The sequence below is a fragment of the Citrobacter sp. CK188 genome (assembly GCF_030333525.1).
Lineage (GTDB): Bacteria > Pseudomonadota > Gammaproteobacteria > Enterobacterales > Enterobacteriaceae > Citrobacter_B > Citrobacter_B koseri.
Map to the genome: position 1 here is coordinate 167,780 of NZ_JAOWFU010000001.1, position 15,993 is coordinate 183,772.

Genomic DNA, 15,993 nt, shown 5'->3' on the forward strand with positions numbered 1-15,993 from the left:
ATTCTGATGTGTAATTGAGCAACCTCTCGCCGTGCAAAATTATCTTTTGGTTTGATGGCGAAAATGGCGGACTCGAATTATGTTCAAAATATCGGTGGAATCGTAATACGCCGCCTGTCATTTAACACTCTTATTAGCGTGAAGCCGGAGCAGGTATGTTTCTAAATTATTTCGCGTTAGGAGTATTGATCTTTGTTTTTCTGGTGATTTTTTATGGAATCATCATGATTCATGACATCCCTTATCTGATCGCTAAAAAACGAAACCACCCCCATGCTGATGCTATTCATACTGCTGGTTGGGTCAGCCTGTTTACGCTGCATGTTATTTGGCCGTTTCTGTGGATTTGGGCCACGCTTTATCAGCCCGAACGGGGCTGGGGCATGCAAGCGCATGTTTCACCGCAGGAAAAGGAACCTGAGCCGGGGCCAGAACCGGAGCCTGACCCGGAACTTATCGCCTTGTCGAAACGTGTGGAAGCGCTGGAGCGAAAGCTGGCTGAGGTACAGTCCCCTGATATTCCCCCGTCGGAGAGCTAATCATGGATCTGTTGATTGTTTTGACCTACGTAGCATTAGCCTGGGCGGTATTTAAAATATTCAGGATTCCGGTGAATCAATGGACACTTTCCACGGCGGCATTAGGCGGGGTATTTTTAGTTAGCGGACTTATATTATTAATGAACTATAACCACCCCTATACTTTTACGGCGCAGAAAGCGGTTATTTCTATTCCCATTACGCCGCAGGTAACAGGTATTGTGAGTGAGGTAACGGATAAAAATAATCAGCTGATTAAAAAAGGCGATGTTTTATTCAAAATCGATCCTGTGCGGTATCAGGCGCGGGTCGACAGGTTACAGGCTGACCTGGTCACGGCCACGCATAATATACATACCCTGAAGGCGCAATTAGCGGAGGCTCAGGCCAATACCACGCGGGTGTCCGCAGAACGCGACCGCCTCTATAAGGATTATCAGCGCTATCTGAAAGGCAGTCAGGCGAGGGTGAATCCGTTTTCTGAAAGCGATATCGATAACGCGCGGCAAAACTATTTAGCGCAGGATGCGATGGTAAAAGGTTCTGTTGCTGAGCAAACGCAGATCCAGAGCCAACTGGACAGCATGGTCGATGGCGAGCAGTCGCAAATCGTCAGCCTGCGGGCGCAACTGGCCGAGGCGAAATACAATCTTGAACAGACGGTTATTCGCGCGCCGAGCAATGGCTATGTGACCCAGGTGCTTATCCGGCCCGGTAGCTATGCCGCCGCGCTGCCGCTGCGCCCGGTAATGGTTTTTATTCCCGAACAAAAACGGCAAATTGTCGCCCAGTTCCGGCAGAACTCATTATTACGTCTTGAGGCGGGAGATGAGGCCGAAGTGGTGTTCAATGCGCTGCCCGGCCAGGTATTCCAGGGCAAGTTGTTGAGTATTTTACCGGTCGTGCCCGGCGGTTCTTACCAGGCGCAGGGAACATTACAGTCCTTAAGCGTAACGCCGGGGATGGACGGCGTGCTTGCGTTGATTGAGCTGGAGCCGAATAGCGATGTGGATGCCCTGCCTGACGGCATTTACGCCCAGGTTGCGGTTTACTCCGATCACTTCGCCCATGTCTCCGTGATGCGTAAGGTGTTACTGCGCATGACCAGCTGGATGCACTATCTTTATTTGGATCATTAAGCGGGTCGTCACCTGCTTTTTAGTAAAAATGCCTGATGGCGCTATGCTTATCAGACCGACAGAAACAATGTCTGCAATGTGTAGACCGGATAAGGCGCTTGCGCCGCCATCCGGCAAAACTAAGGCAAGATTTATTGATACCACTTTATTTTTTGTTGGCAAAAAGGACACGGCATGAAACTCATCGGCAGCTATACCAGCCCTTTTGTGCGAAAGATTTCGGTTTTATTGCTGGAAAAGGGCATCACTTTCGAATTTGTGAATGAACTTCCCTACAACGCGGAAAACGGCGTGGCGCAGTACAACCCGCTTGGCAAAGTCCCCGCGCTGGTGACGGATAAGGGAGAGTGCTGGTTCGATTCCCCGATAATCGCCGAATATATTGAGTTACTGGATATTGCTCCGGTGATGATTCCGCGTGAACCGCTGGCCTCACTGAAAGTACGGCAGATTGAAGCGCTGGCGGACGGCATTATGGATGCCGGTCTGGTTTCCGTGCGTGAGCAGGCGCGCCCGGCGGCGCAGCAGTCTGAAACGGAACTGTTGCGCCAGCGCGAGAAAATCAACCGTAGCCTGGACGTGCTGGAAGGCTATCTGGTGGACGGGACGATTAAGACCGATACCGTGAATCTGGCAACCATCGCCATTGCCTGCGCCGTGGGCTACCTCAATTTCCGCCGCGTGGCGCCGGGCTGGTGCGTGGACAGACCGCACTTAGTCAAACTGGTGGAAACGCTCTTTCAACGCGAAAGCTTTGCCCGCACGGAACCGCCAAAGGCTTGATGCGTATTATGTCCGCCTGAGCAAACTCACGGTACAATCCCCCTCATGTCGATATCCCTCTCCGCACCGGAGGGGGCCACCAACAGCCAGGCCTTTTTCATGACAACCGAAACGCGTTCACTCTACAGCCAGCTTCCTGCTATCGATCGCTTACTGCGTGACAGCACTTTTCTCTCTTTACGTGACACCCACGGGCACACCAGGGTGGTGGATCTGCTTCGCCAGATGTTGGATGAAGCAAGGGAAGCGATTCGCGATACGCAGGCGCTGCCCGCGTGGTGCGAGAACTGGGCGCAAGAGGTGAATATCCGGCTGGCAAAAGAGGCGCAAAGCGCGCTGCGTCCGGTGATTAACCTGACGGGAACGGTGCTGCACACCAATCTGGGGCGTGCGCAGCAGGCGGAAGAGGCGATTGACGCGGTGACGCAGGCAATGCGCGCTCCGGTCACACTGGAATATGATCTGGATGGCGCCGGGCGCGGGCACCGCGATCGGGCGCTGGCGGACCTGTTATGTCGCATTACCGGGGTGGAAGACGCCTGTATTGTGAACAACAACGCGGCGGCCGTGTTGCTGATGCTGGCGGCGACGGCGAACGGTAAAGAGGTGGTGGTATCGCGTGGCGAACTGGTGGAGATTGGCGGCGCGTTTCGTATTCCTGATGTGATGCGTCAGGCGGGCTGTACGCTGCATGAAGTAGGCACCACCAACCGGACTCACGCGAAAGATTATCGTCAGGCGGTGAATGAAAACACCGGCCTGTTGATGAAAGTGCATACCAGTAATTACAGTATTGAAGGCTTCACCAAAGCGGTGGATGAGGCAGAGCTGGCCGCTATTGGGCTGGAGCTGGATATCCCGGTGGTGGCGGATCTGGGCAGCGGTTCGCTGGTGGATCTCAGTCAGTACGGCTTGCCGAAAGAACCGATGCCGCAGCAGCTGATTGCCGCAGGTGTCAGCTTGGTCAGCTTCTCTGGCGACAAGCTGCTGGGCGGGCCGCAGGCCGGGATCATTGTCGGCAAGAAAGAGATGATTGCGCAACTGCAAAGCCACCCGCTGAAGCGGGCCCTGCGTGCCGACAAAATGACGCTGGCGGCGCTGGAGGCAACCCTGCGGCTTTATCTGCACCCGGAAGCGCTGGCGGAGAAACTGCCGACGCTGCGGCTGTTAACCCGCAGTGAAGCGGCGATTCAGGCGCAGGCGCAGCGGCTACAGGCGGCGCTTGCCGCACGCTTTAGCGCGGAGTTCGCGGTAAACGTGATGCCTTGCCTGTCGCAGATTGGCAGCGGTTCGCTGCCGGTTGATCGGCTGCCCAGCGCGGCGCTGACCTTTACACCGCATGACGGGCGCGGAAGCCGTCTTGAGGCGCTGGCGGCTCGCTGGCGCGCGCTGCCCGTCCCGATCATTGGCCGAATTTACGATGGTCGCCTGTGGCTGGATATCCGCTGCCTTGAAGACGAGACCCGGTTTATGGAGATGATGTTGAAATGATTATTGCAACCGCCGGACACGTTGACCACGGAAAAACAACGCTATTACAGGCGATTACCGGCGTGAATGCCGATCGCCTGCCGGAAGAAAAAAAACGCGGTATGACCATCGATCTGGGGTATGCCTACTGGCCGCAGCCGGATGGCCGCGTACTGGGATTTATCGACGTTCCCGGTCATGAAAAGTTTCTCTCCAACATGCTGGCGGGCGTGGGCGGTATCGATCATGCGCTGCTGGTTGTCGCCTGCGATGACGGCGTGATGGCGCAGACCCGCGAGCATCTGCAAATTTTACAACTGACGGGCAATCCGCAGCTTACGGTTGCGCTGACCAAAGCCGACCGGGTGGACGAAGCGCGAATCGAAGAGGTGCGGGAAGAGATTCTGGCGACGCTGGGCCATTACGGGTTTGCCGACGCGACGCTGTTTGTCACCGCCGCGAATGAAGGGCGCGGTATTGAGGCATTGCGCGAGCATTTACGGCAGTTGACGGGCCGCGCGCATCCCGGCCATCAGAGCTTTCGCCTGGCGATCGATCGCGCGTTTACGGTGAAAGGCGCAGGGCTGGTGGTGACCGGTACGGCGCTCAGCGGCGAAGTGAACGTTGGCGATACGCTGTGGCTGACCGGTGTGAATAAGCCCATGCGCGTGCGCAGCCTGCATGCGCAGAATCAGGCGACTGAACACGCTCATGCCGGACAGCGTATTGCGCTGAATATCGCGGGCGATGCGGAAAAAGAGCAGCTTAACCGTGGCGACTGGCTTCTCTCTGACGTACCGCCGGATGCCTTTTCACGCGTCATCGTTTCGTTAGAACATGCTGCGCCGCTCGTGCAATGGCAACCGCTGCATATTCACCACGCCGCCAGCCATGTCACCGGACGTATTTCCCTGCTGGAGGACACGCTGGCGGAACTGGTGTTCGATACGCCGCTATGGCTTGCCGATAACGACCGGCTGGTATTACGCGATATTTCTGCCCGTACCACGCTTGCTGGCGCACGTGTGGTGACGCTCAACTCGCCGCGTCGCGGTAAACGTAAACCGGAATATCTGCAATGGCTGTCGGCGCTGGAAAACGCCAGGGATGACAGCGCCGCGCTGGCGACGCATCTCGAACGCGGCGCGGTGAATATTCCTGATTTCGTGTGGGCGCGGCAGCTCAACGGCGACGGTATGCGCCAGCTTATTGAACAGCATGGTTTTATTCAGGCGGGTTACAGCCTGTTGAACGCCCCTGTCGCCGCGCGCTGGCAGCGTAAGATTCTGGATACGCTCGCGATGTACCACGAACACCATCGCGATGAGCCCGGCCCGGGGCGCGAGCGTTTGCGGCGTATGGCGCTCCCGATGGAAGACGAAGCGCTGGTGCTGCTGCTTATCGACCGTATGCGTGAAAGCGGCGTGATTCACAGCCACCACGGCTGGTTGCATTTACCGGATCACAAAGCCGGTTTCAGCGACGAGCAGCAGGCCGTCTGGCAAAACATTGAGCCGCTGTTTGGCGATGACCCCTGGTGGGTGCGCGATCTGGCGAAAGAAAAGGGCGTGGACGAGCAGGTTATGCGGCAGGTGCTGCGACAGGCGGCACAGCAGGGCATGATTACCGCGATCGTGAAAGATCGTTATTACCGTAACGATCGGATTGTCGCTTTTGCGAACCTGATCCGCGAACTGGATCAGGAGAGAGGCTCGACCTGCGCCGCTGATTTTCGCGATCGGTTGAATGTTGGACGAAAACTCGCCATTCAGATTCTGGAATATTTTGACCGGACAGGATTCACGCGCCGTCGCGGAAACGATCATTTATTACGCGATGCGTTATTATTTCCGGCAAAAGAATGATACGAATTATTAAAATAGAAAATGAATTAATACAATTGTTTTCTTGAATTATATAAAGCACAGCAGGCGATGAACCTAATGTGCTTTTTTATATTTTATAATGGGAAAATAACAACAGCGATCATATTTTCACGACAGGTTCATCCGTATGCTGCCAGCCTTATTTCAGTAATTAAGGATGGTACAATGGCTGCTTCAACATTTTTTATTCCTTCCGTGAATGTAATCGGCGCTGGTGCATTAAAAGAAGCAATGAATACTATGGCGGAATATGGTTTTCGCCGTACATTAATTGTCACGGATAGCATGTTGACAACATTAGGCATGGCTGGAGATATTCAGAAAGCGTTGCAGGAACGCGATATTTTCAGCGTTATTTATGATGGCACGCAGCCGAACCCGACCACCGAAAACGTGGCTGCCGGGCTGAAACTCCTGAAAGAACACGGGTGCGATAGCGTAATTTCGCTGGGCGGCGGCTCCCCGCACGACTGCGCGAAAGGCATCGCGCTGGTGGCGGCGAACGGCGGCGACATCCGCGACTATGAAGGCGTGGATCGCTCCGCGAAACCTCAGCTACCGATGGTTGCTATCAACACGACGGCGGGAACGGCATCAGAAATGACCCGCTTCTGCATCATTACCGACGAAGCGCGCCATATTAAGATGGCGATTGTGGATAAACACGTTACGCCGCTGCTCTCCGTGAATGACTCTTCGTTGATGATGGGGATGCCAAAATCGCTGACCGCCGCGACCGGCATGGATGCGTTAACCCACGCCATTGAAGCCTATGTTTCTATTGCCGCAACGCCGATTACTGATGCGTGCGCGCTGAAAGCCATCTCTATGATTGCGGAAAACCTGGCGATTGCCGTGGAAGAGGGCAGCAACGCGCAGGCGCGCGAAGCGATGGCCTATGCGCAATTCCTGGCTGGTATGGCGTTTAACAATGCTTCTCTGGGCTATGTCCACGCGATGGCGCACCAGCTCGGCGGCTTCTACAATCTGCCGCACGGCGTATGTAATGCGGTGCTGTTGCCGCACGTTCAGGTATTTAACAGCCAGGTCGCGGCAGGCCGTCTGCGTGACTGTGCGGCTGCGATGGGCGTTAATGTAACCGGGATGAGTGAAGCCGACGGCGCGAAAGCGTGCATTGACGCTATCCGTCAGCTGGCGCAGCAGGTCAACATTCCAGCGGGTCTGCGCGACCTGAATGTGAAAGAAGAAGATATTTCCGTGCTGGCGACCAATGCGCTGAAAGACGCCTGTGGCCTGACCAACCCTATTCAGGCGACCCACGACGAGATCATGGCGATTTACCACGCGGCGATGTAATTGAGTGATTGCCGGATATACGCATCGTGTCATTCCGGCGTCATGCCCGATGGCGCTGCGCTTATCGGGCCTACACTGTGCTGTAAGGTGAAACGGCTTAAACATCCGCTTGTCTATATCGTGACCGCAGTCGTAAAGCAGTAAAAGGCTGGCGAAGATTTCGCCAGTCCCGTCTAACCTTTGTAGTACCCCTACAGTAAGGAGACGGTCATGACCAATAATCCCCCTTCAACGCGTATTCAGCCCGGCGAGTATGGTTTTCCTCTGAAATTAAAAGCCCGCTACGACAACTTTATCGGCGGAGACTGGGTCGCACCGGTAGACGGCGAGTATTACCAGAATCTGACGCCGGTGACCGGGCAACTGCTGTGTGAAGTCGCCTCTTCCGGCAAAAAAGATATCGATCTGGCGCTGGATGCCGCGCATAAAGTGAAAGAACAGTGGGCGCATACGTCCGTGCAGGATCGCGCCGCAATTCTGTTTAAGATTGCCGATCGCATGGAGCAAAACCTGGAACTGCTGGCAACGGCGGAAACCTGGGATAACGGCAAACCCATCCGTGAAACCAGCGCTGCCGACGTGCCGCTGGCGATCGACCATTTCCGCTATTTTGCGTCCTGTATCCGCGCACAAGAGGGCGGTATCAGCGAAGTTGACAGCGAAATGGTGGCCTATCACTTCCATGAACCTCTGGGCGTGGTGGGGCAGATCATCCCGTGGAACTTCCCGCTGCTGATGGCGAGCTGGAAAATGGCCCCGGCGCTGGCGGCGGGGAACTGCGTGGTGCTCAAACCTGCGCGTCTGACGCCGCTTTCGGTTCTGTTGCTGATGGAAATCGTTGGCGACCTGCTCCCGCCGGGCGTGGTCAACGTCGTGAACGGCGCGGGCGGAGAGATCGGCGAATATCTGGCGACGTCGAAGCGGATCGCGAAGGTGGCGTTTACCGGTTCGACGGAAGTCGGGCAACAGATCATGCAGTACGCGACACAAAACATTATCCCGGTAACGCTGGAGCTGGGCGGTAAGTCCCCCAATATTTTCTTCGCCGATGTGATGGATGAAGAGGATGCGTTTTTCGACAAGGCGCTGGAGGGCTTTGCGCTGTTTGCCTTTAACCAGGGCGAAGTTTGTACCTGCCCGAGCCGCGCGCTGGTACAGGAGTCCATTTATGAGCGCTTTATGGAGCGGGCCATTCGTCGCGTCGAAAGCATTCGCAGCGGTAACCCGCTCGACAGCGTTACGCAGATGGGCGCGCAGGTCTCCCAGGGCCAACTGGAAACCATCCTCAACTACATTGATATCGGTAAGAAAGAAGGCGCGGATGTGTTAACCGGCGGGCGGCGCAAGCAGCTGGAAGGAGAGCTGAAAGAGGGCTATTACCTCGAACCGACCATCCTGTTTGGTAAGAACAATATGCGCGTCTTCCAGGAGGAGATTTTTGGCCCGGTGCTGGCGGTGACGACCTTCAGGACGATGGAGGAAGCGCTGGAACTGGCTAACGACACCCAGTACGGGCTTGGCGCCGGAGTCTGGAGTCGTAACGGCAACCTGGCGTACAAAATGGGGCGCGGTATTCAGGCGGGACGCGTATGGACCAACTGCTATCATGCTTACCCGGCGCATGCTGCGTTCGGCGGCTATAAGCAGTCGGGGATTGGCCGCGAGACCCACAAAATGATGCTGGAGCATTATCAGCAAACCAAATGTTTGCTGGTGAGCTATTCCGATAAACCGCTGGGGCTGTTTTAAGCGCCGTATAACCACGTTGCCGGATGGCGGCTTCGCCTTATCGGGCCTACGGAAAACCGCACATGTAGGCCCGATAAGCGTAGCGCCATCGGGCAGATTTGCCGGAGAGAGTGAAGCCGCTGTTCGGTCGTTGGGAACCCGGCGCAGCATTATTAACTGTAATTTGAGATAAATATATAATATTTAATTGTCACATGCACCGGCCCTGTCTATTTAGCTTATACTGCTAATCGTTTGTCTTTAGTAATTACATTAATTTATACAAATATTTTTTTCAGCTATTAAACCTATACCCCATCAGAAAGGTGTGGGAAAAGAGTTGTGTCGGTTAACTATTGAAAATAAATTGCTTTTTTTTACACTTGAGGCTTACACAATAATCAAGGAGGAGGTGAACATGAGCAGGTATCTCTGGTTTAGCTCAACGTGAGTATCTAAAGTATGGAATATCAGTTACATGGATTTATGATTGGCAGGGAAATATTCCTTGATATTAACGAAGCTCGAATTTTCCGGCTGCCGGTTAATAAAATGGATAGCGTCATCTCTTTCTGTGGAGTGTTTTTTAATCGGACAATGCTCCATCTGTTTGTTTACCTTTTGGTCAATGCACGTTCTCAATATGTCTCAAAGGATGAATTACTCATCAACGTTTGGGAAAAAAATGAATTATGTGCTTCCACGCAGCGTTTATCTAAAGTCGTCAAAAATCTAAATAATAAATTAAGTCTGCTGGGGCTACCGAAGAATTCAATTGTCTGCGTGAAAGGAAGTGGGTACATACTGGCACTGGATGATATTCAACCGCTTTATAGTGTGGTGGACAATGTAGATTATCAATACCGATATCGCTGAGGTCAGTAACCGTTTATTCCGTAGCGTGATGTCGCCTTCGGATTCTTACCCTGGACGTTTTACGCCCAGGGATTTTTTTATTGTCTTACTGCCCGTAATAGGCGTTCGCGCCGTGTTTACGCAGATAATGTTTGTCGAGCAATTCTGGCTGCATATCCGGTAGCTGCGGCGTGAGCTGGCGCGAAAACAGCCCCATATAGGCGCACTCCTCAAGCACCACGGCGTTATGCACGGCGTCAGCGGCGTCTTTCCCCCAGGCGAATGGCCCGTGTGAGTGGACTAATACCGCCGGGATCTGCATTGGGTTCAGACCGCGTTCTTCAAAGGTTTTGATGATTACCTCGCCCGTCTGGTATTCGTATTCCCCTTTAATTTCCTCCACGGTCATCAGCCGGGTACAGGGGATTGCGCCATAGAAATAGTCGGCATGCGTGGTGCCCCAGGCGGGCAGGTCAAGACCCGCCTGTGACCAGATCGTTGCATGGCGGGAATGGGTATGCACAATTCCGCCGATCTGCGGATAACGACGATAGAGCGCCAGATGCGTCGGCGTATCGGACGAGGGCTTTTTGCTGCCTTCAACGACCTTGCCGCTGGCGATCTCCACCACCACCATATCGTCGGCGGTCATGACGTCATATTCAACGCCGGAAGGTTTAATGACCATCAGTTTTCGCGTTTCATCTACGGCGCTGACGTTACCCCAGGTGAATGTCACCAGATGGTGTGCCGGAAGCGCCAGATTGGCTGCCAGCACCTCGGCTTTTAACTGCTCTAACATGTGAATCCTCCTTCCTGCATACGCGCTTCTATCCAGCGCCGCGCCTGGATAATTTCCAGCACCGGCTCTTTGGCCTTTTCCGTCCACATCTCAATCAAAAACGCGCCACGGTAGTTCAGCTCATGCAGCGTTTTGAAGATGCCTACAAAATCCACGCACCCTTCGCCGAACGGCACGTCGCGGAACTGACCGGGGCTGTTCTCTGTCACCGGCTGCGTGTCTTTCAGGTGGATGGCGGCGATGCGGTCAATACCGAGCTTCAGCTCAGCGGCGACGTCGTTGCCCCAGGCGCTGAGATTGCCGACATCCGGGTAAACGCTAAACCACGGCGAGGCGAGCAGCGCGTCCCATTTTTTCCATTTGCTGATGGAGTTCATAAAGGCGGTGTCCATGATCTCCACCGCCAGCATCACCTGCGCCGCTGCGGCTTGCTCCACCGCCCACGCCAGCCCTTCGGCAAAGCGTTGTTGCGTACCTTCGTCATGTTCTTCGTAATAGACGTCATAACCCGCCAGTTGAATGGTGCGGATACCCAGATCGCGCGCCAGGTGAATCGCTTTGGTCATGATGTCGTGCGCCCGCTGGCGTACGGCCTCATCGCGACTGCCGAAGGGAAAGCGACGATGCGCGGACAGGCACATTGACGGGATGGCCACGCCGGTTTCCAGCATGGCGGTCACCAGCGACGCCCGCTGCGTGGGGCTCCAGTCCAGGCGCGACAGGCGTTCGTCGGTCTCATCCACCGACATTTCGACAAAGTCAAAGCCGCAGCTTTTCGCCAGCACCAGGCGCTCCGGCCAACTGAGGTCTTTTGCCAGCGCTTTTTCATAGATACCTAACGGATGATTACGCATGCTGCTCTCCCCAGATGGCGTTAATTTGCGCGTGGAACCCGGCAGCAACCTGTGCCGGATGCGCCGCCCCTGCCAGCGCGCGCCCGGCGATAAATGCTTTGACGCGAATATCTTTAAACAACGGCAGATCGGCAGGCGTAATGCCGCCGGTAATCGACAGCTCCAGGCCAATGTCAGAAAGCGCCTTCATTCGTGCCAGATCCGCGTCTCCCCACTGCTGTCCGCTGGCCTGCGCGTCGCGCCCACGGTGGTAAATCGCCTGGCGCACACCGGTGCGATACCACGCGCGGGCATCGTCCAGCGTCCAGTTGCCGAACAGCTCCATTTGAATTTCACTGCCGCAGGATTGCGCGACGGCATGGCCTTTCTCCACCGTGGCGAGCGGTGCCGCACAGATAATCGTCATCCAGTTGGCGCCTGCGGCAAAAGCCTGCTGCGCGAGCGTTTCGCCCGCATCGGCCACCTTCCAGTCGGCAACGATGATTTTATCCGGGCACTGGGCGCGCAGCGCTTTCACCGCGCCAAGCCCCTCGGTTAAACAGAGGATGGTGCCAGCCTCAACGATATCGACGTGGTCCTGTAACAGGGCGACATCGCGAAGCGCCGCCTGAAGGTTGGTGTGGTCGAGCGCCAGTTGCAGTAATGGTCGGCTCATAATGCGTGCTCCTTAATGCGGGCGTGGTAGCCCTGTAATGCCTGAATCAAATCCTGGTATTGGTGGTATTTGCGCTGATAAAGACGGTGCGCGGCCATGTCGGGCATCAGCGTGCGTACCGGGTGCCGTAAGGCGTGCTGAGCCTCGCTGAAACTGCGGTATACGCCGGTGCCGACGCGGGCGGCGAGCGCGGCGCCAAAGCAGCCGGTCTCTTCAACCTGCGGCAGTTCGATGCGCAGGCCGCTGACATCCGCCAGCATCTGCATCCAGACGTCGGAGTGCGCCGGGCCGCCGGTTACGCGCAGGGTGTGCGCCTCAGTAAAGCGTTCGCGCATACGGTTGAGATGGGTCATGTGGCTGAACACCACCCCTTCGTAAATGGCCTGTAGCAGATGCGCGCGGGTATGCAGCGCCTGCATGCCGTAAAAGCCGCAGGTCATCTCCAGCCCGGCATTGCTGCCGTACAGAAACGGCAGGAAAAAGAGTTCGCCGCTCGCTTTCGGCAGGCTGGCGACGGCCTGGTTGATCTCGTCAAAAGAGAGTTCGCCCCACTGGGCGGTAAACCATTCAAGATTGCCGGATGAGGTAGGGCTGGCTTCGTGAACGATGTACTGCCCGTCGTTGACGTAGCGGCCATAGACATAAGGGTGCGCTTCGTGGTCGCGCAACCCCTCGGTGATCCCGCTGGTCACCGCCCAGGTGCCCATCACCGCGTTGAGGGTAAATTCATCTTCAATACCGGCGCAGAGCGCGGTGGAAACCACGTCAAACAGACCGCCGACGACGGGCGTGCCCGCCTTCAGACCGGTGATGGCGGCTGCCTGAGCAGTGATCTCCCCGCATATTTCGGCTGACCCCATAATGGGGGGCAGCGCATCGTCGATTTCACTGATGCCCAACCATTGGGTCAGGCGCGGGTCATACTGCCCGCTGCTCATGTTGTAGAGGTTGGACTCAGAAATGTTGCTCTCTTCGCACCCTTTTATGCCAGTTAAGCGCCAGCGCAGATAGTCATGCCCCATCATCACGCAGCCAATTTGTGCGTAACGTTGAGGGTCGTTATCTTTAATCCAGCGCAGCAGAGAAGCGGGATGCCCGGTCCATAGCGTCTGACGGGTAACGGGGTAAAGCTGTTCAGGAATGCCGTCCTGCTGCCAGCGCTGGACAATCTTCAGCGCCCGGCGGTCGGAAGAGAGAATGGCGCTGCCCAGCGGCTGCTCCTGCCTGTCGAGCAGAAACAGTCCTTTACCCTGAGCGGAGATACCGACACCTTTAATTTGCTCGCCGGAGATGCCTGTACGCTGCAAAAGCCCGGTAATGGTGGCTGCACACTGTTGCCAGAGCTGGTGCATGTCGCGTTCGGCGTAACCCGGCAGTGGCGTTGCCGTCTGTAACGACTGCCGGTTGATCCCATGCTCATGACCTTTGGCGTCATACAAACCGGCTTTCAGATAAGTACCGCCACAATCGATGCCCAGCCAGAAGGCCTCTTTCTCTCTCATCTTTCATGTCTCATTTTTGCCGGATGGCGCCACGCTTATCCGGCCTACGGGTTTTGTAGGCCCGGTAAGCGCTGCGCCCCGGGCATGGTGTTACGCGGCGTGTTTACGCGGACTCATTGTCTTTGCCGGTGTCGAACCCGCATCGCATTTCGCGGGCAGCAACAACGCCAGCAGCGCGGCCAGCGCCAGGGAGATCGCCAGGCAATAGACGCCCGCATCTTTGCTGTACAGCGTGATCAGTACGCCAACCGCGTAGGGGCCGCAGAAGCCGCCGAGGTTGCCAAGCGCGTTGATAACGCCGCGTGCGCCGCCCGCCATCTCGGCGCTGAACAGACGTGCCGGGATCGTCCAGAAAACGCCCGCCGCCGATTGCAGGAAGAAGCCGCAGCCGACCAGCGCGGCATAGGCCAGCCAGATTTGGTTTTTCAGCGCCACCGACAGGAACATGCACAGGGCGAAGCCAATCAGCGGCAGGCAGACAAACAGTTTGCGTTTACCCGTGCGGTCGGATAGGAAAGAGAACAGGAACATCCCGGCGATCGCGCCGACGTACGGCAAAATGGCGAGCATGCCGACTTGCCCCATGCTGCTGTGGGTCAGCTCTTTGAGGATGGTTGGCAGCCAGAGGGTGTAACCGTAAATCCCGGTCTGATAGAAGAAGTTCAGGGCGATAAGTTGCCACATGGTTTTGTCGGAAAGGACCGCGCTGAGAGAGGCGTTTTTGACTTCGCTTCCGGCAATGGCTTTCTGTTCTGCGGCGAGGGTTTCCACCAGATAGTTTTTTTCCGCCCCGGAGATCCAGCGGGCTTCCTGCGGCCGGTCATAAATGGTGTACGCCCACAGCACCAGCACGACGAGAGAGAGCAGACCTTCAATAATGAACAGCCAGCGCCAGTCGAGTACGGTGATTATCCAGCCGGAGAGCGGGGCGGTGATAATCCCGGCAATCGGCACAAACATAATCACAATGGCGTTCGCACGACCGCGTTCAGCATCCGGGAACCAGTTGCTGATCATCGTCAGTACGACGGGCAGCATGCCGCCTTCCGCCACACCCAGTAAGAAACGCAGGGCAAGCAATTGATACTGGTTGGTGATTAAGCCTGTGAGGACGGAAATGACCGCCCAGGCAACCAGCGACCAGCCGATAAATTTCTTGCCGCTGCCGTGAACGGCGATTTTGCCGCCGGGAACCTGTAAGAACAGATAGCCGATGAAGAAAATCCCGCCAGCCAGACCGGCCATAGTGGCGGAAATACCTAATTCGGCATCCATTCCGCCAGGCATCGCGAAAGCAATATTCACGCGGTCCATATAAGAAATAATACAGGTAATCAGAATGGGCGGAATAATTCGCAGCCAACGCTGACGAGGTATATCTTTTTCTGTAGGGCGAGAGGTCATATTCATCTTCGTATTCTCGTAAAGTAAGTATTCTGGCGATGAAAAGTAAATTATTTAATGCCTGATGACGTTTTGCTTATCAGACCTACGCCGCCATCCGGCAACGTCTTATTATTTGGCGTTATTTAATGCCGTAATGCCGTCGCGTAATATCGCTACGCGGTGACTGACGTCGGCATTAGCGTTAATTTCCAGTAACTTAATACCCATGAATTGCAGAACGTCTGTTCCTGCGCAGGTCAGTAATTCACGGGCATGTTCTTGCGTCATCATGCTGTCAGGGCAGAAAGGCGCGAAAGGCGCATGTAAATCCTGCCATTCGCCGTATTCACCGCTTTGCGTTGTACCGGAGAACATCAGCGCGCCGAGTTTACCGGCCTGTTTTACCTGCTGCGTATGGGTTAGTGGCAGGGTGGTGTTGCGTCCTTCAATGGCGGAACGCGCCCAGTTAATGCAAACGCTGATGTCGTAGTCGGCAATTACCTCCAGCACGTTGTCCAGAGGCAGGAATCCTTTGCGCGGCGCGGCGCTGGTCATCGCGTCGCAGTGTTCCAGCACCAGGTCGCACGGCCAGTCCCAGCCAGCGATCTCTTTCACTGAACGGGCAAATGCGTCCGTTGCCTGCGCGACGTTTGGGTTATCGGCCAGCGGTGCGGCGTGCAGCTCAAGCGCGATCACTTTCCCGGCGCTTGCCGCGTTGATTGTCGTGATCTTCTGGTAAAGGTGGCGATAGTACGCCACACAGGCCTGACGCTGATCTTCATTGCTGGAGGCCAGCCCAAAGCCGCGGTTTTCACCGCGACGGCGCATGGTTTCCATAATCGCCGTCACGACGATTTGCCAGTTGCCTGGCGTATGGCGCAATAACCACGCGTCGCCGAGTGGGTGAAGATGTTCAAGGCAGGGTTGCTCCAGCCCACGAATATCAGGAGTATCGGAGAGTTGCCGCCAGAATTCCTTCTCTTCCTCTTCACTCTTTTGGTGAAATGAGGGTGCACAGGGATACGCACCGATAATATAACCGGTATTGTTCGTTTTCATGTTGTGCTCCAAAGATAA

At 55.6% G+C, this 15,993-nt stretch carries 14 protein-coding genes; 8 read left to right on the forward strand and 6 right to left on the reverse strand.

Annotated features, from left to right (window positions below):
- Positions 1-155 precede the first annotated feature (155 nt).
- The 8 genes from OGV67_RS00805 to OGV67_RS00840 all read left to right on the forward strand — a co-directional run bounded on the left by OGV67_RS00805 (position 156) and on the right by OGV67_RS00840 (position 9,738).
- Positions 156-539, forward strand: coding sequence for a DUF3302 domain-containing protein (locus OGV67_RS00805; protein ID WP_071259218.1), 384 nt, complete (start codon positions 156-158; stop codon positions 537-539).
- 2 nt (positions 540-541) lie between these two features.
- A complete protein-coding gene (locus OGV67_RS00810; protein ID WP_012135732.1) occupies positions 542-1,678 on the forward strand; it encodes an HlyD family secretion protein in 1,137 nt (378 codons plus the stop codon).
- 174 nt (positions 1,679-1,852) lie between these two features.
- Entirely contained in the window at positions 1,853-2,461 is a 609-nt protein-coding gene (locus OGV67_RS00815; protein WP_115614309.1) for a glutathione S-transferase, read from the forward strand.
- A gap of 99 nt (positions 2,462-2,560) precedes the next feature.
- Complete coding sequence (selA, locus tag OGV67_RS00820) at positions 2,561-3,952, forward strand: L-seryl-tRNA(Sec) selenium transferase (protein ID WP_115614310.1); 1,392 nt, start codon at positions 2,561-2,563, stop codon at positions 3,950-3,952.
- On the forward strand, positions 3,949-5,796 hold the full coding sequence (selB, locus tag OGV67_RS00825; protein ID WP_115614311.1) for a selenocysteine-specific translation elongation factor: 1,848 nt from the start codon (positions 3,949-3,951) through the stop codon (positions 5,794-5,796). The genes selA and selB overlap by 4 nt, the downstream gene beginning before the upstream one ends.
- 186 nt (positions 5,797-5,982) lie before the next feature.
- Positions 5,983-7,134, forward strand: coding sequence for an L-threonine dehydrogenase (yiaY, locus tag OGV67_RS00830; protein ID WP_049011073.1), 1,152 nt, complete (start codon positions 5,983-5,985; stop codon positions 7,132-7,134).
- Between the two features lie 210 nt (positions 7,135-7,344).
- Complete coding sequence (aldB, locus tag OGV67_RS00835) at positions 7,345-8,883, forward strand: aldehyde dehydrogenase AldB (RefSeq protein WP_115614312.1); 1,539 nt, start codon at positions 7,345-7,347, stop codon at positions 8,881-8,883.
- A 441-nt stretch (positions 8,884-9,324) separates the two neighbouring features.
- Positions 9,325-9,738 carry a winged helix-turn-helix domain-containing protein gene (locus OGV67_RS00840; RefSeq protein WP_012135723.1) on the forward strand — a complete coding sequence of 138 codons (414 nt, stop codon included), beginning with the start codon at positions 9,325-9,327 and terminating at the stop codon, positions 9,736-9,738.
- An 85-nt stretch (positions 9,739-9,823) separates the two neighbouring features.
- Here OGV67_RS00840 and araD read toward each other — a convergent pair whose 3' ends face one another.
- From araD to OGV67_RS00870, 6 genes are all read right to left on the reverse strand, one after another.
- Complete coding sequence (araD, locus tag OGV67_RS00845) at positions 9,824-10,519, reverse strand: L-ribulose-5-phosphate 4-epimerase (protein ID WP_012135722.1); 696 nt, start codon at positions 10,517-10,519, stop codon at positions 9,824-9,826.
- The gene (locus OGV67_RS00850) at positions 10,513-11,373 is read right to left on the reverse strand and encodes an L-ribulose-5-phosphate 3-epimerase (protein WP_112001412.1); all 861 of its coding nucleotides are present in this window, start codon (positions 11,371-11,373) and stop codon (positions 10,513-10,515) included. The genes araD and OGV67_RS00850 overlap by 7 nt, the downstream gene beginning before the upstream one ends.
- On the reverse strand, positions 11,366-12,028 hold the full coding sequence (gene ulaD, locus OGV67_RS00855) for a 3-keto-L-gulonate-6-phosphate decarboxylase UlaD (protein WP_115614313.1): 663 nt from the start codon (positions 12,026-12,028) through the stop codon (positions 11,366-11,368). The genes OGV67_RS00850 and ulaD overlap by 8 nt, the downstream gene beginning before the upstream one ends.
- Entirely contained in the window at positions 12,025-13,530 is a 1,506-nt protein-coding gene (locus OGV67_RS00860; protein WP_286464842.1) for an FGGY-family carbohydrate kinase, read from the reverse strand. The genes ulaD and OGV67_RS00860 overlap by 4 nt, the downstream gene beginning before the upstream one ends.
- A gap of 90 nt (positions 13,531-13,620) precedes the next feature.
- Complete coding sequence (locus OGV67_RS00865) at positions 13,621-14,940, reverse strand: MFS transporter (RefSeq protein WP_047460323.1); 1,320 nt, start codon at positions 14,938-14,940, stop codon at positions 13,621-13,623.
- Between the two features lie 105 nt (positions 14,941-15,045).
- Positions 15,046-15,975 (reverse strand): DUF4862 family protein, encoded by a 930-nt coding sequence (locus tag OGV67_RS00870; RefSeq protein WP_104868035.1) that lies wholly within the window; start codon positions 15,973-15,975, stop codon positions 15,046-15,048.
- Between the last annotated feature and the right edge of the window lie 18 nt (positions 15,976-15,993).